Below are 25,507 nucleotides of genomic sequence, written 5' to 3' on the forward strand. Positions count from 1 at the left end.
TGTTATCTTTAAAAACAGTAAGATATAAAAAATCATATCTTTATTTAAACGCAGATTGAAACTGATCAATAAATCGCTATGAATTACCAAACATTTGAACCTCACGCTAACTTGGCTTCGGTAGTTAAATGTTATTGGACTTTAGAAGTCCCTAAGGAACCTGATACACAAAGGCAACGAATTGTGCCCGACGGATGCCTTGAAATGATCTTTATTTTGGGTGACGATATCAAACGATACACTTCAGAAAATGAATTTATCATACAACCCAGAGCCATCGTAGTTGGTCAAATTACCGAGCCGTTTATTATTGAGCCTACGGGTTATGTGCATTGTTTTGCTGTTCGGTTTTATCCTTTCGGCTTTGCCAATTTTATAAGTACACCCATTAAAGAACTGGCCAATAAAGAAACACCTACCGCACAAATATTTGGAGAAACACCTTCCATAGAATTAGAGCAGAGCATTATTAATGCTGCAGATGAACATCAACGTGTTGCCATTATTGAAGACTTCCTTTTAAATAAGTTAAGCGAAAAAGCAACTATCGATCATGTGGTAAAAGCAACTATTGAAACGCTTTTTTTGACAAAAGGAAATACTACCATAACTGCTATCCTTAAAAATGATTTATCTAAAAGAAGGCAGTTGGAAAGAAAATTCTTTAAACAAGTAGGACTAAGTCCAAAACAATTGGGGAAAGTCATCAGATTGCAGGCTGCCTTAAAGATGTTGCTCAACCAAAAAACAGAAAATCTTACCCGAATTGCTTATGATAATGAATATTATGATCAGGCACATTTTAACAGAGACTTTAAGGAACTTACAGGAATAAATCCTAAAGACTTTTTGGAAAACGATAAAATGCAGCTCTCCACTATTTTTTACTCCAAAGATTAAACTGTCGCATTCATACAATTTTCGTTTAAATAGGCTCGTTAGCTTTGTCTTGTTAAACTAAACAAGAAGATATGAAAAGAAAGACAATGCTGGTTACCCTATTGCTTGTGGGCGTATTTGCAGCCTGTAGAAGCAAAAGTGGTTCAAATGAACAATCAAATAATCAAATAGTTGATCAAAAGGCAAATCGTATGAAAAATTTAATTTCTATAGTAGAAATTCCTGTAGCCGATTTTTCAAGAGCGGTAACATTTTATCAAACTATTTTAGGGATTAAAATAGAAGAAATGCAAATGGACGGTGTAAGAATGGGGATATTTCCAAATGATGAGGGAACTGTAAATGTGGTGTTGGCCAAAGGGAATGACTATGAACCCTCTACAAAAGGCTCGGTTCTTTACCTGAATGCAGGTGATGATTTAAAGCCAGTTTTAGATAAAATAGAAAAAAACGGTGGAAAAGTGTTAGTACCTAAAACAGCAATTAGCCCAGAAATGGGATTCTTTGCTTTGTTTATAGATACCGAAGGAAATAAACTGGGCTTACATTCGGCACATTAATGGAATAGAAATGAAAGCGAGAGTATTTTTTGCAACAACGGTTTGGGTAGTTCTTAGTAGTTGGACAATCAACTATGAAAATCACATTGAAAAAGCGGAGTGGTTGATTGGAACTTGGGAGAATAAAACGTCAAGAGGAAGTATCTACGAAACTTGGAGCAAAGTAAACGATACTGAGTTTTCAGGAAAAAGTTACGCGCTAAAGGAAAGGGATACCATACTTTTTGAAAGCATACGTTTAGTTCAGGAAGAAGGCACATTGTTCTATATCCCTACGGTTAAAAAACAAAATGCTGGGTTGCCTGTTCGTTTCGCTTTAAAAGTAACTACTGATACGACTTTGGTGTTTGAAAATCCTCAGCACGATTTTCCGCAAGTGATCAGTTATACCAAGATTGATAAGACGCATCTCATAGCCGAAATTTCTGGGGTAAAAAATGGACAGGCACGCAAACAGGTATTCCCAATGCAAAAGATAAAGTCGTTGGAATAGATTTTGTGTCACAGTAGGGTATAAACCAAAAACGATGAATAGAAGCTTTACCATGTCTGTTGTTTTGATCCTCTTACTTTTAGGACAAGCCAAGGCACAGCAGTTAATGATCCTTAAAGATTCGGTAAAAATTGGAGAACAATATTATGTCCTTGAGGAACCAAAGTTGGCCGATCAGTACAGCAACGTTTCGATGGATATTTACAGCAAGGTGAGAAGTAAATCCATCATAGGTAGCTATTTTTCGGCCACACCAGCGCAAAGGTTAAAAGCAAAAAAAGACACACTTAAAGCGCTAGTTGCTAATGGTACACTACGGGAAGCAGGTTATGGCTTTGAGCATTATGAGCTGTTTTATGATCAAGGAGCTCTGTTAAACCTATCGGTAAGTGTACAGTCCTTTGGTTCTCCTTTCGAATCGCAACAAGCTTATTGTTTTGATCTTTCCACTGGAAAAATACTAGGCAAAGCGCTATTTGTTAACCATAAAGCACTTTTAAAAACTGTTTTAAAGAAATTGAACTTGCAGAAAAAAGGTATCAAGATTAATTTGGATGTGCTTGATCAATATGAAATCGTTAACCGTAAAGGTGCTATTGAGGGAATTAAGTTTTTGATCACTGATACCGTAAATTATCGCAATAGTGGTTATGAAATTTTTGAAGTTGACCTGATTAGAAAGAAAATAGCACCCTATTTAGCACCTGAGTTTAAAAAACGTTTAAAGTTTTAGATTTAATTACAATAATACTATTACGGCCCACAAACCTGCCATTGAAATGGCTACCCAAAGGATAATACCTTGTAAAATTGGCCTAAATCCTACGGTACAGATCACTTGCTTTGATAAACCAGAACCAATCAGGAATAAAGTGACTGTCAATCCAATTTTGGAGAGCGAAACGATGTGATTTCCTATTTCGCCAATAAAAGGTACGTAGGTGCTGCATATAATGGCCAATACAAACAAACCGATAAAATAAGGGATTTTAATTTTTGTATCCTTAGCTTTAAATAACCAGGTGCTGAGCAAAGCAATGGGGATGATCCAAAGCGCTCGGGTAAGTTTTACCGTTGTGGCAATTTGCAAAGCTTCGTTTCCATATCTACTGGCGGCGCCTACTACGGAGCTGGTGTCCTGTATGGCAATGGCACTCCATATCCCAAATTGATGTTGTGAGAGATTAAGGAAATGTCCAACTACGGGAAAGATAAAAAGTGCCAATGAATTGAGAATGAAAATGGTTCCCAAGGCTACGCTCACCTGCTTTTCTTCGGCTTTAATGACGGGCGATATTGCGGCAATGGCGCTTCCTCCACAAATAGCTGTGCCGGCAGAGATGAGATGAGATGTTTTTCTATCAATTTTTAATGATCTGCCAAGGAAATATCCTATTACCAATGTTCCGATAATGGAGATAACAGTGAAAACCAATCCTTCTTTACCAGCCTGTAGGGCCGTATGAACATTCATGCCAAAGCCAAGCCCAACTACCGAGAATTGCAATAAGAGATGAGTGATTTTATGGTTGAGATGAAGGTAGGGATGTCCTATCCATTGAGCGGTAACAATGCCGAGAAATAGGGCAAGGGGAGGAGAAACAAAAGGTGTTAAGCATAGCAATAAAAGGGTAATAAAAACAATTTCCCTGAAAGTAACGCTGTGGTCTAATGCCTTTTTGAGATTTCTTTTTAACGATAATCTGCTTTGCATATGTTATTTGATATAATACAAAGGCAAAATTCCATAGAAGAATTAAAATGTAGAAATCACTAATGGCAATCTCCAATAACCTCAGGTTATAACGAAATGTGTTTGAAGAAAAGCTCTTGTAAGCTGTGCATGTCTCCGTGATTAATGGCAAGATAAAAGCTACGTTCAATCTCAAGGCCTTTAATGTCGATTATTTTCAGTTCATTTTCTTTCAGTTCTCGGAAAATGGCATGTATAGAGAGGAACGCATAAACATCTGAATGGAGCAGATAAGTTTTGATGCTTTCTGTGCTCTGCATTTCAATTTCCTTTTGTAATTCAGAAAGCTGAATGTTTTTGGTTTTTAAGGCACTGGCAATTACTTCTAAAGATCCAGAACCAGGCTCTCGTAAAATAATGGGCAATTTTTTTAAGTCTTCGGGTTTGATTATCTGCTTAGCACTTTGGTTGCTTGCTTTGGTGCACAGTACAATTTCATCTTTAGCAATGCAGTTATACTGTAGGTTCTGACGTTTAGATTGCCCTTCCACAATGGCCAAATCTATTTTGTTTTCTATCAACAGATTTTCTACCACTTCGGTATTGTTCGAGACCATCGTCATCTCAATATCAGGGAATCTTTCCTTAAACGAAGCCATATATTTTGGAAGATAGTATTGAGCAACGGTCGTACTGGCACCTATTCGTAGCAAACCTTTCGAATTGCTAGAAAGTGCAGCAATATCCATGTCAATATCTCTGTAAATATCTGTTAACTTTTCAACGTGACTATACAGAACATTTCCGGCCTTGGTAAGCTTGATCTTAGTGCCATTTCGGTCAAAAAGTTTTACACCATAATGTTCCTCAATTTCATGAATATGTTTACTGACCGCAGGCTGCGAAATAAATAGCTCTTCAGCCGCTCTGGTAAAATTTAGCCTTTTGGCAACGATATAAAAAACCTTTAGTCTAAAATCATACATATCTTATCGGATTGGGCCAGGTAGCCTTTCGTGTTTAAGCAAATATGCCCTTTTTGTTCGATAAATGATCTGAAGCTAGAATATTTCTACAAATGCAAAAATGCTGTTGAGGTTTTAGTCAACAGCATTTTCTTTTATATGAAAGAATAGAAATGATTATTTATCAAACTCGGGGTAAGGAAACCCTTTGCCTGTTTCGCAGAGGAATTTTAGGCTTCTAAAAAATAATGCCCAATCAAAACTGCAGGAGGCAAACTCCGGCGTGTAAGCTTCCCAACCATCATGATGGAATAATAAAACACATCCCTTTTGGTGGGCCTCCAGTTCAAAAGTCAGTGTAGTGCCTATCCAATCTTCAAATGCTTTAATGCAGCGCCATTTTACTAGGCCATAAGGTTTTAAAGCGATGACTTCCATTTCTTTAAAATAGTCAGGACCAAAGGTAAATCTTGAAATACTGCCCACCTCTGGTTTCGCAATCGTATCGGGTGTCCACCAACCGGCTAAACCTTCCTGTGTGGTAAGTGCTTGGTAAACGATTTCTACGGGTGTTTTAATCAGCAAGCGGTGAAAAATACTTTTAGTGTCGGTTTGATGCTTTTCGTTTTCGCTCATTGTGCTATCTAGTGCAGTTTCTTTTGGCGTGGCTTGTCCTTTACCTGTTATAATCAACGTTTTTAAGCTGTCCTGTACATAATGCGTCCATGCGTCATGACAAACCTGATAACATTCATAACTTGGGACCAAACCCTGATGTGTAAATTTTAATTCGGTTTTGTCCTCTTTTTCGGTGATCTCAAAAATGATAAAAGTGTTTTTCCATTCAGTCTTATCCTCCGTGAATTTAAAATGATTATCAAGCACGTGCCATACCACTTTGGAATTGGCCTGGATTTCTGTAATTCTTATCTTGCAACGGTGCACATCCTGATAGTGATACAGAAATTCGCCATTGAGCTTGTCCGTAGGTCCTTCGATATTTTCTGACCACCATGCCCTTACGTTGTTAACGGCATCAAATACTTGTTGAGGTGAAGCATCTACTGTAAATGAGGTGGTGAAATTTTGCTGTTTCATGATTCATTAGTGATTAATGTTGATTGTTTGTCTATCTCAAAGATACCGACGTTTAATAACCTAAGTGGGGTGTGAAATAGACTTTCTAGGAGGTTGATTTGGACAGCTTTCTTTTTTAAATTTGCTAGGTGTTAATAAGTTAACCTCGAAACAGTTTGTTTTATTCCCAAATCTTGTAGTATGAAACATCTTACCATATTAGTGCCCGATGCGCAAACAGGTCCCAATACCTTGTCCTGTATTATTGGTGCCTATCATATTTTTACAGAAGCGAATAACTATCAGCTTAGAAATGGTAAAAAGGCAATATTTACTGTTGAGATGGCAGGAGTTTCGAAACAGTCGAATTTTGTAAATGGTTTGCTGGCCGTAATGCCGCAAAAGGATATTAGCTCAATTCATCAGACAAATCTGATTGTTATTCCTGCAATTGTGGCCGCTTTTAAAGAAATACAAGCAGAAAATATCCCTTTGGTAGATTGGATATCAGCACAATATAAGAAAGGAGCAGAAGTGGCCAGTATGTGCACAGGGGCGTATATTCTGGCGTCAACAGGTTTATTGGACAAAAAAAGTTGCTCCATACACTGGAATTCAGCCGCAAACTTTAAAACATTGTTCCCAAAAGTAAACCTGAAGGCCGAAAAACTGATTACAGATGAATATGGCATTTACACTAATGGCGGTGGTTATTCTTTCTTAAACCTCATTATCTATCTGGTTGAAAAGTACTATGACCGTCCAACGGCTATTTATTGCTCTAAGATTTTCCAAATTGATATTGATAGGCAGGCACAGTCTGATTTTGTCATTTTTAGTGGTCAAAAATCACATGGCGATGAGGTGATTGTGAAGGCACAGGAATATATCGAAAAGAATTTTTCCGAGAGGATATCCATGGATGATCTTTCTAAAAGATTTACTACAGGAAGAAGGAATTTTGATCGTAGGTTTGTAAAAGCTACAGGTAATACGCCTGTTGAATACCTACAGAGAGTAAAGATCGAATCGGCAAAAAAAGAATTGGAAACCTCCCGTAAAACGATTAACGAAGTGATGTATGAGGTGGGCTATTCAGATGTAAAGGCATTTAGAGAGGTATTTAGGAAAATCACGGGCTTATCGCCACTGGCGTACAAGCATAAGTACAATAAGTTGGGTTCGGTAGCCTGAATGGTTCTGATCAGTTCATTCTGCACTGTTTTTATTCATCTTTTTTAACCATAATACCAGGGTCCACACTACCGTGATCCCAAATAAGATAAAAAGCGGGATGTAATAATTTTGAAAAAACTGGTGGAAATAACTGCCTACAATAATGTAAATGCTCGCTATACATAGTTTAAAGGGAATAAATTCTAGGTTTATCCAAGTGGTTTTTCTTTTCAAAAAGTTCATCATGTTGTTTTGGAAATAATTTGTATAGTTAAAAATAAGAAATCAATAGCTCATAATCTTCATTAAAAAGATGTTTTGAAGAAATGATGTGATAAGGCAAAAAAGAAATATTTTTATTGATAACTTTATGCTGTTGAAAAACTTGAGGATAAAAATTGGCGTTATGGTATTATGCTGCTTGGGCTTTTTATTAATGTCCAAGCAAGGGTATGCCTGTTCCAAAAAAACAAATACCATTGAGAAGGTTATTTGCTCAAAACAATCTTTAAATAAAACAGAAAACAACAATTGTTGCCAAATAGGTTCCTGCCAAAAGAATAAATATCACAGCAATTGTAAAGGTGTTTGCGGGCATAGTTCTTGTAAATGCAGCACAACAATCTCATCTTCAAGCTTACTAATTGCTTTCGAATTGGTGTTAGGTCAACATTTTATCGAAATCGAAGAGAATAAATTCGGTTATTCACAAGCCTATTACTCTTCAGGCTTTTTATCCATTTGGCTACCGCCCAAAATAGGCTAAAATATGGGCTTACTAGCCCTAATTGTGTCCTATCGAAATTAAAGTACTTATAAACTGGTTGCTACTGGTGTTGCCAGCACGCATATGTATGCTGGCAATGATTTGCCATGGGCTCTATAAGTAAGGCTTTCCATAATTATGAGTGATGATAGCTTGAAGCTTTATATCATCATTGGAGCTACATAAAATTTTCTAAAAAATAAATAAAATGAAAAATACAACATTATATCTAGCAGCTGTAGCTATGGTCATTACAGCAATTATATCTTGCAGTTCACCGTCAAATAAAGCAGTTGATCGTTCAGTAAGCGATACGACCGTAAATCAGGTAGTTAATGATACTGCAAAGAACCAAAATGTTGATTTGAAAGAAGGTTTCTCTATTGCGCCCATAGTGGTTAACTATCTGTCTTTGAAGAATGCGCTTGTATCAGGTGATGATAAAATGGCTGCAAATGAAGGGGGGGAATTGTTAGCTACTTTGAATAAAATAGATATATCTTCAATTCCGGCCGATAAGCATAAGGAATACATGGACATTGCTGCGGATGCTAAGGAGCATGCGGAACACATAGGCGACAATGTGGGTAATATAGGGCACCAAAGGGAACATTTGGTGTCGTTAAGTGAAGACCTAAAAGATTTGATCAAGTTATTCGGAGCCCCTCAAACGCTATATCAAGATCATTGTCCTATGTTTAATGGTGGCAAGGGAGCGATTTGGTTCAGTGAAAGTAAAGAAATCAAAAACCCATACTACGGTTCAAAAATGATCGACTGTGGTAGTGTTCAGGAAACCATAAACAGCAAGTAAAATAATGCTACAGTCTGTATTAGCAGGCTGTGGCTTAATTGTAGAAAATCAATCAATGATATGTCATTAAAAAAGAAAATCCTATGGGGATTGGCGACCATCTTAATTGCCATGCAGTTTTTTCAGCCACAACCAAACCAATCTGATAAAATAACCGATTTACACGTTGAAAAATTATATGAAATGCCCCGGGAAGTTAAGGCTATTTTAACTCGGTCTTGCTACGATTGCCATAGTGATAACACAACCTATCCATGGTATCGCCGCTTTCAGCCAGTAGCTTGGTATATGGCCTCGCATATTGAAGAAGGAAAAAGAGAACTTAACTTCAGTGAATTTGGAACTTACTCGTTTCGCAAGCAACGGAATAAATTCAGGTCAATGTCAAATCAGGTTAAGAATGAAGAAATGCCCTTGTCGTCATATTTATTAATTCATCGTCATGCAAATTTGTCTTCAGAAGAAAAACAAACTTTGGTGGATTGGTTCGATAAGAAGGGAGAGGGGATTTCTAATGTAGATTAGCCATATCAATTATTGATTAGATATCTGTAAATTTAGAAAAGTCAAAATAAGAGAAACAAATGCAAACGATACTTGGTGCCAATGGGCAAATTGCGGAGGAATTGGCGAAGGAACTAAAACGGAATTACACCAACGATATTAGGTTGGTGAGCAGAAATCCAAAAAAGGTGAATGACTCCGATGCCTTGTTTGCAGCTGATCTGACGGACAGAAATCAAGCAATGGCGGCTGTTGAAGATAGCGATATTGCTTATTTCACTTTGGGCTTACCCATGGACAGCGAGATGTGGGAAGCGCAATTTCCGGTGATTATGCGTAATGTGATTGAGGCTTGTAAGACACATGGCACTAAACTGGTTTTTTTTGACAATACTTACATGTATCCACAAAATGGAGAGGTTTTGACTGAAGATAGCCCTTTTTATCCAGTAGGTAGAAAAGGTGCGGTAAGGAAACAAATTGCCGAAATGCTTTTGCAAGAGATGAAAGCAGGGCAAATTGAAGCGGTTATTTGTCGTGCACCGGAATTTTATGGTCCTGGTAAAACACAAAGCATTACCAACACCTTTATTTTTGACGCCATTAAAAAGAACAAGACGTTAAAAGTGCCTTTGAGCGATAGTACGCTAAGAAGCCTGATTTGGACACCAGACGCCAGCAGGGCTACCGCTTTGATTGGTAATACCCCCGATGCTTACGGACAAACCTGGCACTTACCTATAGATACCAACCGGTGTAGTTACAAACAATTGGTTGCCTTGGTATCTAAAGTTTATGGAAGAGAACTAAAATATGCCGTGATTCCAAAATTTATGCTCAGGGTTGGTGCCATTTTTAACAAACGAATTAAAGAGCTTCAGGAACTTTTACCGAGATATGCGGCTGATAATTTGTTTGATGTATCGAAGTTCAAGAACAGATTCCCAGAATTTAAGATTACAACTTATCAGGAGGGGATAGCCTATATCAAAGAAGAACAGGGTTCCTGAGGGTAGCTATGCTTTTGTAAATTCTAGTTGAAAACACATGAAAAACTATATATTGGCATCAGCCTTTTTCTTAGCAGCTTGTGAACAAACAAAGCCAAAAGCTGACGATGAGCAAATCAATCTACAGACGAATGCGCCTGCAAATGTTAGTGAGCAAAGTAAACCAACCCAAAAACTTAGCAGACTAGATAGTATAGAAAAGGCGAATGGTGCGAGTGTAATGGCTTCTGGAGACCATATTACTAGAGCGTCTGTTTTTCTGAAAGGTGGTGACAGCACTATCCATTTAACATCCAACATTAGACAAGACCATAGAATTTTTGGCTATGCACAACCTGATATGCGTTCGGAGCGACTATTGCTTTTATCTGTTTTTACAGATGACGTGGAGAATAATCCGTTTGGCTGTAAGTTTGGATCTTATTATGATACAAGTGGGATGGATAAACTAACCCTAAAATATCTTTCTACAAACAATAACTTCGTTAAGGCTGCTATAACCGATCAAAACAATCAAACTTCAATGATCTATTTTGAAAAGAAATGGATAGAATTATTGTAAAAGTCATTGGAGGTATTATACACGATTCTTATCTATCTTTCAATCCATTTTCTGAATTCGGGAGTGGCAGCAGTTGAAGTGATGAGCCGTTTGGTATAATTTGTTAATTTGATAGATAATCGGTCATTAAAATAAGGTTCAATTAATTCAATAAAATTGATGTTAACGACTTCTCCTCTGTTGATCTTAAAAAAGATTTCAGGGTTTAGCTCTTCTACCAAGTCAGAAAACCGTTGTCTAAACTCATAGGTTTTGCCTTTATGGTCTACCGCTTCGCACACTCCTAGATTGGTGGAAATACTCATGATATTTTTTACCTCTAACAACAAAGTGTTGGTTGCTACCTTAACTGCGAGTCGCTCTCTGTATTGAACGTTGATTTTTTTAAGTGCCGACGAGATGCTTGACCAATCTATGGTCGTATTTTGTGGCGTTAAACGCTTAAATTTATCCATGGCTGCCCCAAAACTTTTGAAACTAATAGGCTTCAACAAATAGGCAATGCCATTGCTATCAAAAGCCTCTTGATAAAAGTCGTTAAAGGCAGTGGTAAAAATAATAGGGCATGAGATAATTCCGTGCTGCAAAGAAGAAAAAACATTGCCATCTAGCAATTTAATGTCGCATAATACCAAATCGGGCATTTTGTTTTCCGAGAACCAAGTTGCAATCTCCTTATTGCTTTTTAACACTGCCGCTACGTTTATAGCCGCATCATATTTAGTGATATAGAAAAGGAGCTGCTCGGCATTCAGACTTTCATCTTCAATGAGTACAATGGTCATTTTTGCGATTATTTACGGGTAATTACAGGCACTTTAACCACAAAATTATGGTCTACTGCGCCATAATGCAACACCTTGTTAAAAAGGAGCTGGTATCTTTTGGAGACATTTGATAAGCCTAATCCTGTATTTGAAGTAATTTCAACCGGTCTAATAGGATTACTAATTATAATGCTATCATTGTCTCTTTTTATAACAATCAATAACGGATTGGTTTCACTTCCCTCATTATGTTTAATTGCGTTTTCAATTGCTATTTGTAAGGCAAATGGAACAATATCCCCCTCCATGTCATCAATTTCGATTTCAATAGCATAGGCCTTGTCAAACCTTTTGGTCGTTAATGCAATGTATTTTTTCAAAAAAGCCAGCTCGTCTTTAATTGGTACACTATCTGCTGCATTATGTAATAAAAAGTATCTATAAACGTCAGCTAAATCCTCAATAAACTCGTCTATCTGATCAGAACCTTTACGGGTTAGGGAAGATAGGATACTTAAATTATTGAATAGAAAATGGGGCTCTATATTTTTGGTTAACATTTGTAGATGCATGCTTTCAAGTTCGTAGTGGGACAAAGCGAGCTCTTCTTTCAAAGAATTGGTTTCCGAGAAAAAAAGATACGCAATGGTAAATCCCGAAACATATAGATGAGAAAAAGATAGGGTAAAAACAAAGTTGGTCCAAAGCATATCCAAAGAAGTTGGATGACCATAATAAGCTCTTACCAGGATGTGAAAAATAGAGGTGAAAATAGCAAATAATGGAATGGTGAATAAGAAAGCATAAATGAACTTTAATTTTTTTACTTGCCATTTGCCCAAATATTTCCAGGCAATTAACGTACAGCCTAATGCCCCCAAGGCGTTTAAATAGGTCGTAACATGCGTTGGGATATCGTAAAAATCGATGTCGCCCCAAATCCTGGTGAAGTAATAGGTTAGGGTTTGCAGCGCATTGAATAAAAGCAACACTAATAAGAGCAGTATAATGGATAGTGTCTTTTTCATGAATATATTATTGTTTTTGTTGAATCGGCAATCATGTAATAGTTAATCCAATATTAAGCTATTTAATGCGATTAGCTTCTTCGGCTGCATTTTTTTGCCTGTTACCCTTTACTTTGTTGTTGCCAAGTTTATAGGTCAAATTTAAACGAACACTTTGGTAATCATACTCATTACTTCCATTTAAATTGGCGCTATTATTTACCTGGCTATAAGAAATTTCATTCCCTTTGCTGATAATACTCGACGCTGTAAGGCCTATACTCAATTGTTTAGCTAAAAAATTTCTTCTATAAGCCAATGTTAAAAATCCGTAGGCATTGGTATGCATGGTTCCATTAAAAGCCGGAAAGTTGTGCATGTAGTTTAATTGCACGAGGTCATTGCTCCCAAATTTAAGGGAATTATTGATGGAAAGATTAGCCCCTGTTCCTTTGGTAGATGGTACTAGCGTGGCATCTTTCGATTTTGTTTTTTGCCAATAATATCCGCCGCTAAGTTGGCTTTCCAAGTGTTTTATCTTGTTAAAGGTGTAATTAGCATAAACGCCGTATTGATAAACATTTAATAAATTATAATAGCTATAGCGTTGTGTTTTACCATCATTTAAAAATTGGGCAATATAACTGATCTGATCTTTGGTAATGGAATGGTATAAAGTAGCACTAAAATTGGAATTATTAGCGTAAGTAAACTCGAAATTGTCGGAGAACGAAGGCATTAATAAGGGGTTGCCTTCTACATATTGAAGTGGATTGATAAACCATTGAAATGGGTTTAACTGCTCTAATCTAGGCCTGTTTACCCTTTTTGAATACTTGAAAGAATAGTCGGCAGTGTTGGAATGCTTGTAGTTTACGTAAAATGTGGGGAAGAAATTGCCGTAGCGACGTGATATTTCATTGGCAGCCGCCTGCGATTTTCCTTTATAGTTGGTGTTCTCGTAGCGCAATCCACCTTGTATGGCCCATTTAGTCGCCAATTTCATTTCTGCAGAAAGATAAAGTGAAAAAATATGTTCCTTATAGTTGAATATATTCGTTAAAGCAGGGTTTAATGTTGGCATATCATTAACCATATCAAAAAAGCGTACATCGCTATTATTGTCTAGAAAGGCGTAGCGTGCGCCAGTTTGTAAGGTGCTCCTCTTAAAAGGCAAATTGAAATCTAAATTTGACACTCCTAAACGGTAATTGTTTAAAGATAAATTGCGGGTAGCAGACCGTATGTCATTGTTGTTAATCTGATTGCTTCTTTCATTGTTAATTTCATTATCAAGCCATTGAAAGCCTAGGTCTACAGATTTGCCCATCGTATCCAGTTGTCCGGTAATGTATGCGTGAAGACGATGGAAATCGCCATTTATAGTGCCATAACCCTCATTAAATAATTGGTTGGTTAATTGGGTGTTGGTATAAAATAAGTTTTTGGATTGATCAGCAGAGGTAAAGTCTGAGCCATTATATTCATAGATCAATGAGGCATCAATTTTAGGGTTTAGCCTGTAATTAAAGTTGATAGAAGGTGCAAAATCTTTTGAAAGCACATTTTTGTCCTGTCTGTTGTTGCTTACAAATCCGTTCGCAAATATATTTTCGTCTTTTTCGTATGCAGTAATCTTGTTGTGGCTGTATAGTAAATTAGAAGTCAAACTAAATTTCTCAGTTTGGTAATTTAAAGTGGCACTGCTTCTGCTCGAAAAACGACTACGCTGGGTAGCGGCCAAATTGAGCATTCCGTTAAAACCTAAATTGGGGTTCTTTTTTAAAATGATGTTGATCAGCCCAGCATTGCCTTCGGCTGCATATTTAGCTGGAGGTGTAGTAATGATTTCAATTTTAGAAATATGGTCGTTGGAAATGGTGCCTAAGTAAGCAATCAATGCCTCACCACTAAGTGCTACTGGCTTGCCATTGATCATTACGTTTAAGCTGCTTTTACCAATCATTGCTACCTTGTTTTCATCGACCTTTAGCAGTGGTGTATTTTTTAAGGCATCTATGGCATCCCCACCTTGACTTGCTATTGAATTTTCTACGTTGAAAATCAAACGGTCGGTTTTTTGGGTAAAGAGTGGTCTTTTGCTTACAATAGTTACTTCCTTCATTATGGTAATATCGTCCGCCAAAATGATGGCTGGAAATTCGAATAGAATATCCTCGTTAGTATTCAATTGAATGGTTTGACTTTGATAAGGTTTGAATCCAATGGTTTTAACACGGATAAAATAGGACCCGGATTTTGTAATCTTAAAATTGAATTTTCCAACGCTATCGGTAACTGTATAAATTATGGAAAGCGTATCGTTTGAATTTACCAATAATACAGGAGCATAGGGGATATGGATGTTTTTATGGTCAAATAATATTCCACCAACCTTGTTTTGCGCATTTACCGTAGTATGGCCCAATACTATTAAAATAACAGTAAATAAATAATGTTTCAATATGGTCTTCATGAGTCTGTTTTTTGCTGTTTAACCGTACTAAAATCTAAAAGAAGAACCGATTTAAATCACGGGTTTAAATGAACTAAGGGAACGATGAAATAAATTAGGGGAAATGGTGAATGATCCATAATCAGCATTTAGGTTAATCCATTGGTGCTTGATCCAGAACCTATCGTCACTTCAAAATGTCCCGTCGTCAATAATCTTGGGTAACCCATTAGCAGCGCTTCAAATTTGTGCCCGTCAATAGTTAATGACAGCTACACATATGAAGACAATGATGCTGATGATACTCAGCTTTGCGCATGTTATTGCGTGTGCTCAAGTGAATTCCACGACCGATACCACTGTTATTAATCAAGTGGCAACATTCCAAAATCATCATCCAATATTCGGTTTAGGGAATGAAAATAAAGCAGCAGATCAATCAATATGCCATGAAACGGATAGCATTGGATACAACATTCGGCATCCCAAAAGCTATCGGTCATTCATGGTACCCTTGGCATTAATTGGATATGGAGTAATGGCACAATTCAATACTTCCCTTAAAAAACTGGACCATGGTATACATCGCAATATCAATCAATCTATACACCGTCGCATTACTTTGGACGACTACCTTCAATACGCGCCAGCGGCGAATGTATATGCCCTAGATTTAATGGGAGTAAAAGCAAAACACAGTTTTGGAGATAGAACAATGGTAATGGTTACTTCTTATATGTTGACGGCCGCAGTGGTACAAACCATGAAACATAGCGTTGGTGTGACACGCCCTGACGGTTCCAATACCAAATCATTTCCTTCTGGGCACACTGCTACAGCGTTTGTAGGGGCGCATATTTTATATAAAGAATATGCGCATCATAGCCCTTGGATTGGGATAGGAGGGTATGTGGCAGCTACCGCTACAGGGGCCTTGCGAATGGTAAATAAAAAACATTGGCTTAGCGATGTGGTGGCTGGTGCAGGTATAGGCATTGCGAGTGTTGAATTAGGTTATTTGTTATTGCCTCGAATGCACCAAATATTAGGGGACAAGCAAGCAGGAAAGCAGTTGGCTATTTTGCCAGTAGTTTCACAAAATCAATACGGATTATCGCTGCTGTATAGGTGGTAGCTGTTATTTGCTCAAAAGCTTTTTATTGACAACAGTTTCGAACAGGTCCTCGCGTCGGTACTTTGATAAGGGTAGTTCATGGCCTTTTACATATATCCTTCCTCCATTAATGCTATCAATATGGAATAGGTTAACCAAATAAGATTTATGAATACGGAAGAATACACTGTTTGGGAGCATTTCTTCAGTTGCGTTCATTGATTGGTGGATAAGATGTGTTTTATCCTGGAGGTGAATTTTAACGTAATTTTGCATTGCCTCCACATAATGGATGTCTGCCCAAAGGATGCGAATAAAGGCATCGCCCTGTTTAATGTAAATGTCCTCCTCCTTTACGTCCTTGGTTTGCTGGGGTATCAGTTGCGAAACATAGGCATTTTTAGCTTTTTGTGCGGCCTGAAAAAAACGTTGAAAACTAATGGGTTTTAGCAAATAGTCTACCACATTGAGCCTAAAACCATCTAAGGCATATTCAGAATAGGCCGTTGTCATAATGGTGAGTGGAGGATCATTTAATGATTCGAGAAATTCGAGACCGTTTAGATCAGGCATGTTAATGTCTAAAAACATCAAATCAATGCACTCCTGCTGTAATACACGAGCAGCTTCAACAGCCGAAAAACTAACGTGTGCCGCCACTAGAAAATCTAGTTTTTCGATATAAAGTTTAATGCCTTCTACAGCGCCCATCTCATCATCTACTATGAGACATTTCAGAGGCTGTTGATTAATTTGATTATTGCTCATTTCCAATCAATATGGTAAGTGTCATTTGATAAGTAGTGTCCGTCTCGTTAATCACTAACTGATGTTGGTTTGGGTACAACAATTCCAAACGCTGTTTGGCATTTTTAAGGCCCATTCCAGAGCTGTCTTGATGATGTTTTTTGATGGATGCTTTTGAGTTGCTAACTTCTAACACCATATGATTATTATGCTGTTGTAATTGTATATGAACGTATCCACTTTGGTCGGTCGAACGGCCAACATGTTTAAAAGCATTTTCTATGAATATGATCAATAAAAGAGGGGCTATCTTAGTTTTGCCGTTCTCTATCTCCCATAAATGGGTAACCGCTAAAGTATTCACCCATCGATATTTTTCAACTTCAATATAATTGTATATAAAGGCGATTTCCTCATCAATGCATACCAATTCCTTATCAACACCATATAATTGATAGCGGAGAATATCGGCGTATTTAAGCAGTAGCGAAGAAGCCAATGCTGTATCTTTTTGTATCTGTATATGAATATGGTTAAGGACATTGAACATGAAATGCGGCGTGATTTTAGCCTGTAGGGATTGTAGTTGGGTTTCTAAGTGAGCTTTTTGCAGGGTTAAATGCTGTTGGTATAGCTTGCCATGTTCATAATAAAACTTTAATCCACCGAAACCTAAATTAACCAAAATGGTAGCTGGAAGCGTATTGGTTAAGGTGGTCAAAAAAGTTTCACGCTCATTGGTAAATTCCGAAATGGGTAAAACGTGATGAGCTTCGAGTAGGACAATACCCTCCTGAAATAACCAAAGTAGAAAACCCTGTACAAGACACAATAGCACAATTTGCCCCAACACGAGTAATATTCTGTTTCTGTGGATGGCTTTAGGCAATATATAATTGCACAAAAAATAAGTAGTGCTACATAAAGCCACAATGAGCGAAACCCCTGAAAGCACTTTCTGTATTACCCATGGATATTCAGAATCATCGAGTGCCCAAAGCAGTGCCGTGATCATGATCCACAACAGGAAAAATATGTTATTGAATTGATTAAACTGATATTTTCTTGCCGTCAAAATTGTGGGAGTTTTACCAATGGAACTTATTTGTACTTAATTAACGGATGCAATAATAGTAAATATTATGCTGCTTTAATCAGTGGCCGAGTGATGTTTGGCTGATGTATTTTTTGCTTGCCAAAATCTTAGTTTTTAGGATTTGCCAAGATTTGTTCCTACCGACGGGGCAACTTTCACGACTATGCCACCTTTCAGTTCACAGTAGTATCTAATATTTAGGGTTTTGTCTTCCAACGAAGGAACCCTTGCCTAATAAAAAATCAATTGCCTTTTGAATATTCCGTTGGATGCTTTCAGCTGTTTTTAAGTTGGCAATGTAGCGTACAATTTCTTTTTGCAGGGAAGGACTGAGTTTATCGAATATAGACTTCGCTTCAGGATTATTTTCCAATGCCTTCGCCCATTGAGGATGTGGCTTAATCGTCCTATCGGAAGAATCAAATTGAATAGCCACTTCAATCGCCTCTCCAATACGTTTGGGAGAATCTTTTAGCATGGTGGTGTTGATGTAAAGTCGCCAAAGGCCGCTGTATTTCACCAAGGTTTGTTGGTAGGGTAGACCGTTAATGGTTCCAACAATTGGAATATGTCCTTTGTTTTTGCCTGCTTGATTAAAAATTTCGGATAAAATAGTTTCCGGGACTTCCACATAGGGATTAATTCCTATTATTGCTATGGTAGCTTGGAAGGTGTAAACTTTCATTTGTGGTCTCTAAAAAATCTAAGCTAAATATAAATAAAACTTGAGCTGCTGTAAAAATGAAATAATCAACTCTTTTTGGAAAAAGATATATCAAGCTAAAACGGTAGATCAACAAAAAAAGTCGTACCATTGGTTTTGTTATTTTCGAACCATATTTTACCATTATGGGCCTCTACAATTTGCTTTGAAATAGCTAAGCCCATACCAAAAGGATGTTCTCCGGCAGTGCCTGGTCTCTTGGCCTCGGTAAATAAATCAAAAACCTTTTTGCCCATTTCAGCGGGGATTCCAATGCCTTCATCTTTCACTGAAATTCGTATGCCGCTAGCCTTTTGAACCATTTTAAGCTTGATTTTTGAGCCATTGGGACTAAACTTAATGGCATTGGCAATTAGATTGCTTATCACTCTCCAAAGCTTTTCACGGCTAGCTGTCAATACGGTGGGGACCGTTTCCAGGCTTAGCTGTTGTTCCTTGGCCTCGGCCTTGCTTTCCAACAACGAAACGCAATATTTAAGCATTTCTGCAATATCTATCGGCTCTTTCTTTAATTCTTGACTACTAAACTGCAACTGCAAAAGGCTATCGACAAGTTCAAGGGAATGTTGGCCGGAGGTTTTGATAAGTTCAAGTGGCATTTTATCTTCCTCCGACCTGTCAGGCTCTTCCAACATTATGGAAGCAAGAGACAACATACCTCCAATAGGGTTGCGGAGATCGTGTGCCACAATGCGCATCATGCGGGTGTTATCGGCCTGACTATGTTCAAGAGCAGTTAAAGCCTGTTTCATTTGACTGTTCTGTTTCTTGGTACGTTTTAAATGCCTACGAATCGAAATGATGGTGGAAATAGCCAGCAAAAAGGCGATACATGATAATATGGTGAGTGCAACCTGATAAAAATAGCGGCTTTCAAGGGATTTTACCTGTTCTTCCTTAAGCGCATAGTCAATGTAATCTATTCCCGAGTCGCTATTTAATTTTGTCTCCTTATCTCGAATTTCAATAAACTTTTTGCCAAAAGTTCCCGCCTTTAAATGATCTCCACGGGCATGGTAAAACTCAAATAGTTTGCGTGTTAAAACTTCACCGTAATATAAATAGTCGTTATTGTTGGCAATGGCTAAAGCTTGATGATATATTACCGCACTTTTCTCTGGATTTGTCTTCTCCAACCGTTGTGCCATATCAATATGCATATCCATTGAAACATAGTATAGCTTTTTGGCAAGAGCAGTGGCAATGGTTTTTTCAAGTAATGCCAAGCCTTCGCTACGTTTGCCATGGTCAATCAAGTCGTCTGCGATAAGCTGGTCGATGGCTACCAATGTTCGTTCGTCTTTGTATTTGGCAGCAATTTGTTTGGCTAAGTTAATGTAATAGCGAGTAGAATCCTTGCTGAAATGCTTGGGGTAGGAGAGCAAGTAGTTGTATATAACCAAAGCCCTAATAGAGTCTTGGGTCAACTTTTTTGCCTGGCTAAAAGCCTGGTCATAGCGTTGAATGGAACGTTCATCCTTGCCCATTTCCCTATACACCATGGCAATATTCATTAAGGTTTGAACGACGTTAACGGAATCTCTTATTTTTTTGTAGCCGAGATAACCTTCACTATAATATTTTAAGGCCAATTGAAAGTTGCCCTTGATGTCAAAAAACACACCTAAATTGTTCATGGCATCGGCTTTGCCACGTTGGTAATGATGGCGATTGGCAATTTCACGCGCTATTTTGGTATAGTAGAAAGTGCTGTCTATATTCTTTTCATAGAGCAGCATGGCCATCCGGTTAAGCGCATCCACATATTTCAAGCTATCGCGCAATTGCGGTAGCGAAGCCTGGATATTTTTGAGTTCGGAAGATTGTGCTCTCCCAAAATTCCATAGCAGTAGCAATAAGCAAAAAAACAGTAGCCCTTTCTTCATTATAAACTAATTTAAGCATTTATTACCATAGCTACTTATTTAGCATGCTTATTGAACAGGCTGAATAAAAAACAATAGAAAATAAAATGGTTAAACCTATGTTTTTATTGAATGTTTTTGATGGCTAATAAAAAAATCAATTCAAATGGTCTATCTGATATTTTATCCTATATAATTTACTAACTTTCAGGATAACAAAATACCCTATGCATACTATTTTACCCTTTTTATTGGCCATGGTTGCGGCTGTTGTACTGTTAGAAATGTGGGCAACTAAATTGAAGATTGCTTATCCGGTTTTATTGGTTATTGCTGGATTATTGATCAGCTTTATACCCAATTTACCTATGGTGAGGATCAATCCAGATCTTATCTTTTTTATATTTCTTCCACCCTTATTATTTGAGGCAGCTTGGTCTATATCCTTTAAGGAGATGAAAAAATGGTGGCGCATTATTACCAGTTTTGCGTTTTTGGTTGTTTTTTTTACCGCATTAACCGTTGCATTGGTGACCAATTACTATATTCCGGGTTTTACGATAGCATTGGGATTTTTGTTGGGGGGCATTGTATCTCCTCCAGATGCCGTAAGTACGGGGGCAATTACCAAATTTGTTAAAATCCCGAAATCTACTTCAGCTATTTTGGAGGGAGAGAGCTTGTTGAACGACGCCTCTTCACTTATTATTTTCAGGTTTGCATTGGTTGCGGTAGGTACGGGCCAGTTTATTTGGCAGGAAGCGGCTACAAGTTTTTTATGGATGGTATTTGGAGGGGTAGGTATAGGCCTGTTGTTGGGTTGGATCTTTGTTCAAATGCATAAACGTTTGCCAACTGATGCAGCTTCCGATATTGCATTTACCTTAATAGAACCCTACTTTATGTATTGGGTAGCAGAGCAGGTACATAGTTCTGGAGTATTGGCCGTAGTATGTGGTGGCTTGTATATGTCGTCACAACGGTTGGTATTTTTAAACAGCACAAGCCGTATCAGGGGAGCCAGTGTATGGGAAAGTTTTGTGTTCATCTTAAATGGTATTATTTTTCTGATTATAGGCTTGGAACTTCCCGAAATAGTTAGTGGAATTCACTCCAAAGGCATTCCCTTAAGCACTGCAATTAGTTATGGTATATTGGTAACTGGCGTACTCGTTGCGGTCAGGATCATCAGTGGATATGCGGCCATGGTAGCTACAATGATTTTTCGGCCTACCGTTTTGCCCCATGCGGCCTCACGGAGGAGGCGATGGCTAATGCCTGCTTTGTTGGGTTGGACAGGGATGAGGGGAGTGGTATCATTGGCAGCGGCACTTGCCATCCCCGTTAAACTTGCCAATGGACAGCTCTTTCCACATCGGGACCTTATTTTGTTTATCACCTTTGTGGTTATTTTATTGACTTTATTGGTTCAGGGACTTACACTTCCTTATTTCATTAGGCGTAGCCGTTTGTTTGAAGAAATTTTTAACGAAGCCGAGGAAACGGAAACTCGTAAAAAAATGAAGCAGGGTTTGAAGCAGCACATTTATCAGTTCTTGAAACATAAATATGAAAATGAATTGCATGGTCACACTGGCTTAGAAAAATTTATTCTTCAATGGGAAGAAAGGGCAAAGGCCACCGATGATAGTTGGATGAACGAAAAGACCAAGATTATTTTTTTAGAGATGTTGGAAAGCCAACGTCAATATCTCATCGAGCTGAATAAAGATCCAAAAGTGAATGAAGAGATTATTCGTCAGCAATTATATCAAATCGATTTAGAAGAAGAACGGTTAAAGATGATATAACTAAAAGAGAAAAACAGCAAAACTATAAAGCTTTGCTGTTTTTCATTTTCTTAAAATCTTAGATGTATAGGTTCCAAAAACTGCATTTATAGGATTAAGCGCAAACGTTTCCGCATTTTTTTAGAAAATATTTTCATTGTGTTTTAAACGTATCACTAGTTTAAACACGATTAGATATATAGTGCAATTAATCAGTGCATTATCTTAAATGTGTTATGAGATTTAAGCGTATCAAAATTTTTATAATATGTTAATTATCAGTTGTTTGTGTTGGTTTTGGTGTTGCGGATGTAAAGGTAGCTGACCTATATTTACGATGTCAAATCTTTGACGGAACCCAACTAAAAAACCAAATAAACTGTATGAGTGAAATTCTATTAAAAAGAATTTTGCAGAAGATTTCAATTACACTGCTCTGGTGTTTTTTTCTGCAATTGAATGCTTCAGCCGAAAATGGAATTCCTGTAAACACTTTATCCAATAACACAGCATATGCTGATGAAGTGACGGGAAGAGTAACAGAACTTTCGGGCAAACCCCTACTAGATGTTATTGTGCAAATTAAAGGCAGGTCTAATAGCTTGGTTTTAACAGATGCCGATGGCAAATTTATGTTGAAAGCCGATAAAGGCGATGTGCTTATTTTTAAGGTAAATGGATTTAAAACCCAAGAAATTCCATTTACTGGCCAGAAGGTAATTAATGTAACCTTGCTTGAAGACGACAGCCCATCAGATACGTTTAATTTACTGTACACCACACAAAAGAAAACAACTAACCTAGAATCGGTATCGGAAATTAGGACCAACGATTTAACCAAAACCATCTCTTCACCCATTTATGGGACATTAACAGGTCGTTTAGCAGGCTTAAGTACCTATCAAAGCAGTGGAGAGCCTGGCAATGATGGTTTGAGCTTAAACTTGAGGGGAATGGCCCCTTTGGTTATTTTAGATGGTATCCCGCAAACTTTTACCTCCATTAATCCTGAACAGGTGGAATCGGTGACCGTTTTGAAAGATGCACTAGCTACCGCAATGATGGGCATTAGGGCATCCAACGGATTGGTGCTAATTACTACTAAAAAAGGACAAGAAGGCCCTCAGCGTATAGGTTTTAAAGCCATGTACGGTTTTTCTAGACCCACACAATTGCCAAAAACCTTAGATGCCTATAACTACGCATTGTTATATAACGAGGCTTTAACCAATGATGGTAGACCTGCAGTATATTCACAAGCAGATTTAGATGCCTACAGAGATGGCAGTGATCCATTTTACCATCCAAACGTAAATTGGCAAAATGAAATTTTAAGGAAAGAAACCCCTTACAGTCGTTACAATGTAGATATTTCTGGGGGTAAACAAACCGCTAAATACTATGTAAGTCTTGATTATTTAGATCAACAAGGACTGTTTAAAGAGTCGGATGCAAATGCCAATAGCACCAACTCTAGTTACAAACGTTATGTGTTTCGTTCAAACGTTTCGCTAGATCTAAGCAAGTACATTACCACCAGTTTAAACCTGTTTGGTCGTTTACAGACAGGTAATGAGCCTGGTGTTTCTACCAGTACCTTGTATAATAACATCATCAATACCCCAGCAAACGCTTACCCAATTTTTAATGCTAACGGCAGTTTAGGTGCAAGCCAAGACTTTCAGCAAAACAACATTTACGGTCAAAATTACATGTCGGGCTATCAGGTAGGCTACACCCGCGACTTTAGGGTGGATTTAGCGGTAAAAGCTGATCTGCAAAAAATAACGCCTGGACTTTGGTTTAGGGCATTAAGTGCAATTAACACCTACTTGGATCAAACCACGGTAAGAAGCAAGGCATTGGTGGCATTTTTACAAAGTAAAGATGGCGCAGGCAATCCTGTTTACACGCAATATGGTACACCAGCAGACCAAACAAATAACTTAATTACCAATACCCAAAACCGTGTTTTTTACCTGCAGGGAGAGTTTGGTTATACCAAAAATGTAGGTGCGCACCATTTCGATGCCTTATTGATTGCCAATAACGATTATCGTATGGGTGGGGCCGATTTGGCTTATAACATTAAAGGCTTTAGCGGAAGATTAGCATATAACTACAAAGAGAAATATTTGGCGCAAATTGTGGCTGCCTATAATGGTACTTCTGAACGTTACGCAAAAGGCTACGGCTACGGTTTATTCCCGGCACTAGGTTTAGGATGGAACATTAAAAAAGAAGATTTTTTGGTGGATAAGGCCAAATGGTTGAACGATTTGAAATTGAGAACCACTTTTGGCCGTACCGGAAATTTCAACCCTAATAACTATTATACCTATAACCAGTATTACACGAGCGGAGTTGGATATAACTTTGGTACCAATACAGGAGGTACAGTGTCGGGTATAGAGCAAGGTGCTTTGGCTAACCCTCACTTAACTTTTGAGAAAGCCAACAAGTTTAACGTAGGTGTAGATGCTGTCCTATTCAATAACAAATTATCGTTAACTGCGGAGTACTTCAATAACAAGTATTTCGATTTGTTGCAGTTGATTGGTAACAGTACCCAAATTACTGGTGCTAACTACACTGTACGTAACCTAGGCGAGCGTAATTATTCAGGTTTTGAATTTCAGTTAAACTATCACAACAACATTGGAGATTTTAACTACTTTCTGTCTCCAAACTTCTCTACCGTAAAAACCAAAGTTGTTTTTGCAGATGAACCCGCACGTCAGTTCGCTTACCAGAGATTTACAGGTTTACCTGTAGGACAGCCTTTTGGGTTAGTAGCCAGCGGATTGTTCCAAACGCAAGCAGAAATTAATGCCAGTGCAAAACCGGCCAACTTGGCCATCGTACCTGGCGATATCAAATACGTAGATCAAAATGGCGATAACATTATCGACGAGAATGATTACGTAGCGATTGGCAGAACGGCGCCGACATTGAATTTCGGTTTAAACTTAGGTGCTAACTATAAAGGATTTGATTTTTCGGCTTTACTGCAAGGAGTAACCAACAATGATGTTTTCTTAACTGGAAATTCTTATTGGGCTTTTCAGGGTGCTAGAGGACAGGCTTACGAACACAACCTAGACAGATGGACACCAGCTACAGCGGCCACCGCTACCTATCCACGAGTAAGCGTTGGAACCAACGTAAACAACCAATATGGTTCAACTTATTGGTTGCGCAATGGCGATTTCTTACGATTGAAGAGTGTAGAATTGGGTTATACTTTCCCAATCAGTTGGGTTAAAAAAGTGAAAGCTTCTAATGCGAGGTTATTTGTGAATGGTACCAATCTTTTCACCATTACCGCATTGAAAAACCAAGACCCAGAAAACTACTTTAACGCTTATCCCATCCAAAAAATGCTTGTTGCAGGCGTTAGTGTTAAATTTTAAGAACGAAGA

Annotated in this window: 22 protein-coding genes; 12 read left to right on the forward strand and 10 right to left on the reverse strand. The window is 37.9% G+C overall.

The window, feature by feature from the left end; translation table 11 throughout:
- Positions 1-78 precede the first annotated feature (78 nt).
- The 4 genes from ABDV71_RS18980 (at position 79) to ABDV71_RS18995 (ending at position 2,686) form a co-directional block, all read left to right on the forward strand.
- Positions 79-900 (forward strand): helix-turn-helix domain-containing protein, encoded by an 822-nt coding sequence (locus ABDV71_RS18980; protein ID WP_343535387.1) that lies wholly within the window; start codon positions 79-81, stop codon positions 898-900.
- Positions 901-971: 71 nt separating this feature from the next.
- Positions 972-1,460: a VOC family protein gene (locus tag ABDV71_RS18985; RefSeq protein WP_343535388.1), complete on the forward strand. Its 489-nt coding sequence runs from the start codon at positions 972-974 to the stop codon at positions 1,458-1,460.
- Between the two features lie 10 nt (positions 1,461-1,470).
- On the forward strand, positions 1,471-1,953 hold the full coding sequence (locus ABDV71_RS18990) for a DUF6265 family protein (RefSeq protein ID WP_343535389.1): 483 nt from the start codon (positions 1,471-1,473) through the stop codon (positions 1,951-1,953).
- 34 nt (positions 1,954-1,987) lie between these two features.
- Positions 1,988-2,686 carry a hypothetical protein gene (locus ABDV71_RS18995; protein ID WP_343535390.1) on the forward strand — a complete coding sequence of 233 codons (699 nt, stop codon included), beginning with the start codon at positions 1,988-1,990 and terminating at the stop codon, positions 2,684-2,686.
- 6 nt (positions 2,687-2,692) lie between these two features.
- On the opposite strand, the gene ABDV71_RS19000 is transcribed toward ABDV71_RS18995, so the two are convergent.
- From ABDV71_RS19000 to ABDV71_RS19010, 3 genes are all read right to left on the reverse strand, one after another.
- On the reverse strand, positions 2,693-3,667 hold the full coding sequence (locus ABDV71_RS19000) for a putative sulfate exporter family transporter (RefSeq protein WP_343535391.1): 975 nt from the start codon (positions 3,665-3,667) through the stop codon (positions 2,693-2,695).
- A gap of 86 nt (positions 3,668-3,753) precedes the next feature.
- A complete protein-coding gene (locus ABDV71_RS19005; protein WP_343535392.1) occupies positions 3,754-4,632 on the reverse strand; it encodes a LysR substrate-binding domain-containing protein in 879 nt (292 codons plus the stop codon).
- Positions 4,633-4,788: 156 nt separating this feature from the next.
- On the reverse strand, positions 4,789-5,709 hold the full coding sequence (locus ABDV71_RS19010) for an SRPBCC domain-containing protein (RefSeq protein ID WP_343535393.1): 921 nt from the start codon (positions 5,707-5,709) through the stop codon (positions 4,789-4,791).
- 180 nt (positions 5,710-5,889) lie between these two features.
- On the opposite strand from ABDV71_RS19010, the gene ABDV71_RS19015 reads away from it, so the two are divergent.
- The 5 genes from ABDV71_RS19015 to ABDV71_RS19035 all read left to right on the forward strand — a co-directional run bounded on the left by ABDV71_RS19015 (position 5,890) and on the right by ABDV71_RS19035 (position 10,520).
- Positions 5,890-6,882 carry a helix-turn-helix domain-containing protein gene (locus ABDV71_RS19015; protein ID WP_343535394.1) on the forward strand — a complete coding sequence of 331 codons (993 nt, stop codon included), beginning with the start codon at positions 5,890-5,892 and terminating at the stop codon, positions 6,880-6,882.
- 956 nt (positions 6,883-7,838) lie between these two features.
- The gene (locus tag ABDV71_RS19020; RefSeq protein ID WP_343535395.1) at positions 7,839-8,444 is read left to right on the forward strand and encodes a DUF3347 domain-containing protein; all 606 of its coding nucleotides are present in this window, start codon (positions 7,839-7,841) and stop codon (positions 8,442-8,444) included.
- A gap of 60 nt (positions 8,445-8,504) precedes the next feature.
- A complete protein-coding gene (locus tag ABDV71_RS19025; RefSeq protein ID WP_343535396.1) occupies positions 8,505-8,969 on the forward strand; it encodes a heme-binding domain-containing protein in 465 nt (154 codons plus the stop codon).
- A 59-nt stretch (positions 8,970-9,028) separates the two neighbouring features.
- Entirely contained in the window at positions 9,029-9,958 is a 930-nt protein-coding gene (locus ABDV71_RS19030) for an NAD-dependent epimerase/dehydratase family protein (RefSeq protein ID WP_343535397.1), read from the forward strand.
- A gap of 37 nt (positions 9,959-9,995) precedes the next feature.
- On the forward strand, positions 9,996-10,520 hold the full coding sequence (locus ABDV71_RS19035; RefSeq protein ID WP_343535398.1) for a hypothetical protein: 525 nt from the start codon (positions 9,996-9,998) through the stop codon (positions 10,518-10,520).
- 32 nt (positions 10,521-10,552) lie between these two features.
- Here the strand turns inward: ABDV71_RS19035 and ABDV71_RS19040 are convergent, their stop codons facing one another.
- From ABDV71_RS19040 to ABDV71_RS19050, 3 genes are read right to left on the reverse strand one after another with little or no spacing between them, the layout of a single operon-like run.
- Positions 10,553-11,305 (reverse strand): LytTR family DNA-binding domain-containing protein, encoded by a 753-nt coding sequence (locus ABDV71_RS19040; protein WP_343535399.1) that lies wholly within the window; start codon positions 11,303-11,305, stop codon positions 10,553-10,555.
- Positions 11,306-11,313: 8 nt separating this feature from the next.
- Positions 11,314-12,315, reverse strand: a complete 1,002-nt coding sequence (locus ABDV71_RS19045) for a histidine kinase (RefSeq protein WP_343535400.1) — start codon at positions 12,313-12,315, stop codon at positions 11,314-11,316.
- A gap of 58 nt (positions 12,316-12,373) precedes the next feature.
- Entirely contained in the window at positions 12,374-14,770 is a 2,397-nt protein-coding gene (locus tag ABDV71_RS19050) for an outer membrane beta-barrel family protein (RefSeq protein ID WP_343535401.1), read from the reverse strand.
- A 244-nt stretch (positions 14,771-15,014) separates the two neighbouring features.
- On the opposite strand from ABDV71_RS19050, the gene ABDV71_RS19055 reads away from it, so the two are divergent.
- Positions 15,015-15,884 (forward strand): phosphatase PAP2 family protein, encoded by an 870-nt coding sequence (locus tag ABDV71_RS19055; RefSeq protein ID WP_343535403.1) that lies wholly within the window; start codon positions 15,015-15,017, stop codon positions 15,882-15,884.
- A 3-nt stretch (positions 15,885-15,887) separates the two neighbouring features.
- On the opposite strand, the gene ABDV71_RS19060 is transcribed toward ABDV71_RS19055, so the two are convergent.
- From ABDV71_RS19060 to ABDV71_RS19075, 4 genes are all read right to left on the reverse strand, one after another.
- Complete coding sequence (locus ABDV71_RS19060) at positions 15,888-16,631, reverse strand: LytTR family DNA-binding domain-containing protein (RefSeq protein WP_343535405.1); 744 nt, start codon at positions 16,629-16,631, stop codon at positions 15,888-15,890.
- Positions 16,621-17,685, reverse strand: coding sequence for a histidine kinase (locus ABDV71_RS19065; protein ID WP_343535407.1), 1,065 nt, complete (start codon positions 17,683-17,685; stop codon positions 16,621-16,623). Before ABDV71_RS19065 ends, ABDV71_RS19060 begins: the two co-directional genes overlap by 11 nt.
- Positions 17,686-17,896: 211 nt before the next feature.
- Entirely contained in the window at positions 17,897-18,391 is a 495-nt protein-coding gene (locus ABDV71_RS19070) for a YdeI/OmpD-associated family protein (protein ID WP_343535409.1), read from the reverse strand.
- A 95-nt stretch (positions 18,392-18,486) separates the two neighbouring features.
- Positions 18,487-20,316, reverse strand: a complete 1,830-nt coding sequence (locus tag ABDV71_RS19075; RefSeq protein ID WP_343535411.1) for a tetratricopeptide repeat-containing sensor histidine kinase — start codon at positions 20,314-20,316, stop codon at positions 18,487-18,489.
- A gap of 206 nt (positions 20,317-20,522) precedes the next feature.
- On the opposite strand from ABDV71_RS19075, the gene ABDV71_RS19080 reads away from it, so the two are divergent.
- Together ABDV71_RS19080 and ABDV71_RS19085 are read left to right on the forward strand one after the other, a co-directional pair.
- On the forward strand, positions 20,523-22,106 hold the full coding sequence (locus tag ABDV71_RS19080; protein WP_343535413.1) for a Na+/H+ antiporter: 1,584 nt from the start codon (positions 20,523-20,525) through the stop codon (positions 22,104-22,106).
- Positions 22,107-22,468: 362 nt separating this feature from the next.
- The gene (locus ABDV71_RS19085) at positions 22,469-25,498 is read left to right on the forward strand and encodes a TonB-dependent receptor (RefSeq protein WP_343535415.1); all 3,030 of its coding nucleotides are present in this window, start codon (positions 22,469-22,471) and stop codon (positions 25,496-25,498) included.
- The last annotated feature ends 9 nt before the right edge of the window (positions 25,499-25,507 follow it).

Source organism: Pedobacter sp. (assembly GCF_039594775.1).
Lineage (GTDB): Bacteria > Bacteroidota > Bacteroidia > Sphingobacteriales > Sphingobacteriaceae > Pedobacter.

What these genes read in the sequence shown, in the direction of transcription:
- ABDV71_RS18980 (WP_343535387.1), top strand. Translation starts at nt 79, where the DNA reads ATGAATTACCAAACATTTGAACCTCACGCTAACTTGGCTTCGGTAGTT.
- ABDV71_RS18985 (WP_343535388.1), top strand. Translation starts at nt 972, where the DNA reads ATGAAAAGAAAGACAATGCTGGTTACCCTATTGCTTGTGGGCGTATTT.
- ABDV71_RS18990 (WP_343535389.1), top strand. Translation starts at nt 1,471, where the DNA reads ATGAAAGCGAGAGTATTTTTTGCAACAACGGTTTGGGTAGTTCTTAGT.
- ABDV71_RS18995 (WP_343535390.1), top strand. Translation starts at nt 1,988, where the DNA reads ATGAATAGAAGCTTTACCATGTCTGTTGTTTTGATCCTCTTACTTTTA.
- ABDV71_RS19000 (WP_343535391.1), bottom strand. Translation starts at nt 3,667, where the DNA reads ATGCAAAGCAGATTATCGTTAAAAAGAAATCTCAAAAAGGCATTAGAC.
- ABDV71_RS19005 (WP_343535392.1), bottom strand. Translation starts at nt 4,632, where the DNA reads ATGTATGATTTTAGACTAAAGGTTTTTTATATCGTTGCCAAAAGGCTA.
- ABDV71_RS19010 (WP_343535393.1), bottom strand. Translation starts at nt 5,709, where the DNA reads ATGAAACAGCAAAATTTCACCACCTCATTTACAGTAGATGCTTCACCT.
- ABDV71_RS19015 (WP_343535394.1), top strand. Translation starts at nt 5,890, where the DNA reads ATGAAACATCTTACCATATTAGTGCCCGATGCGCAAACAGGTCCCAAT.
- ABDV71_RS19020 (WP_343535395.1), top strand. Translation starts at nt 7,839, where the DNA reads ATGAAAAATACAACATTATATCTAGCAGCTGTAGCTATGGTCATTACA.
- ABDV71_RS19025 (WP_343535396.1), top strand. Translation starts at nt 8,505, where the DNA reads ATGTCATTAAAAAAGAAAATCCTATGGGGATTGGCGACCATCTTAATT.
- ABDV71_RS19030 (WP_343535397.1), top strand. Translation starts at nt 9,029, where the DNA reads ATGCAAACGATACTTGGTGCCAATGGGCAAATTGCGGAGGAATTGGCG.
- ABDV71_RS19035 (WP_343535398.1), top strand. Translation starts at nt 9,996, where the DNA reads ATGAAAAACTATATATTGGCATCAGCCTTTTTCTTAGCAGCTTGTGAA.
- ABDV71_RS19040 (WP_343535399.1), bottom strand. Translation starts at nt 11,305, where the DNA reads ATGACCATTGTACTCATTGAAGATGAAAGTCTGAATGCCGAGCAGCTC.
- ABDV71_RS19045 (WP_343535400.1), bottom strand. Translation starts at nt 12,315, where the DNA reads ATGAAAAAGACACTATCCATTATACTGCTCTTATTAGTGTTGCTTTTA.
- ABDV71_RS19050 (WP_343535401.1), bottom strand. Translation starts at nt 14,770, where the DNA reads ATGAAGACCATATTGAAACATTATTTATTTACTGTTATTTTAATAGTA.
- ABDV71_RS19055 (WP_343535403.1), top strand. Translation starts at nt 15,015, where the DNA reads ATGACAGCTACACATATGAAGACAATGATGCTGATGATACTCAGCTTT.
- ABDV71_RS19060 (WP_343535405.1), bottom strand. Translation starts at nt 16,631, where the DNA reads ATGAGCAATAATCAAATTAATCAACAGCCTCTGAAATGTCTCATAGTA.
- ABDV71_RS19070 (WP_343535409.1), bottom strand. Translation starts at nt 18,391, where the DNA reads ATGAAAGTTTACACCTTCCAAGCTACCATAGCAATAATAGGAATTAAT.
- ABDV71_RS19075 (WP_343535411.1), bottom strand. Translation starts at nt 20,316, where the DNA reads ATGAAGAAAGGGCTACTGTTTTTTTGCTTATTGCTACTGCTATGGAAT.
- ABDV71_RS19080 (WP_343535413.1), top strand. Translation starts at nt 20,523, where the DNA reads ATGCATACTATTTTACCCTTTTTATTGGCCATGGTTGCGGCTGTTGTA.
- ABDV71_RS19085 (WP_343535415.1), top strand. Translation starts at nt 22,469, where the DNA reads ATGAGTGAAATTCTATTAAAAAGAATTTTGCAGAAGATTTCAATTACA.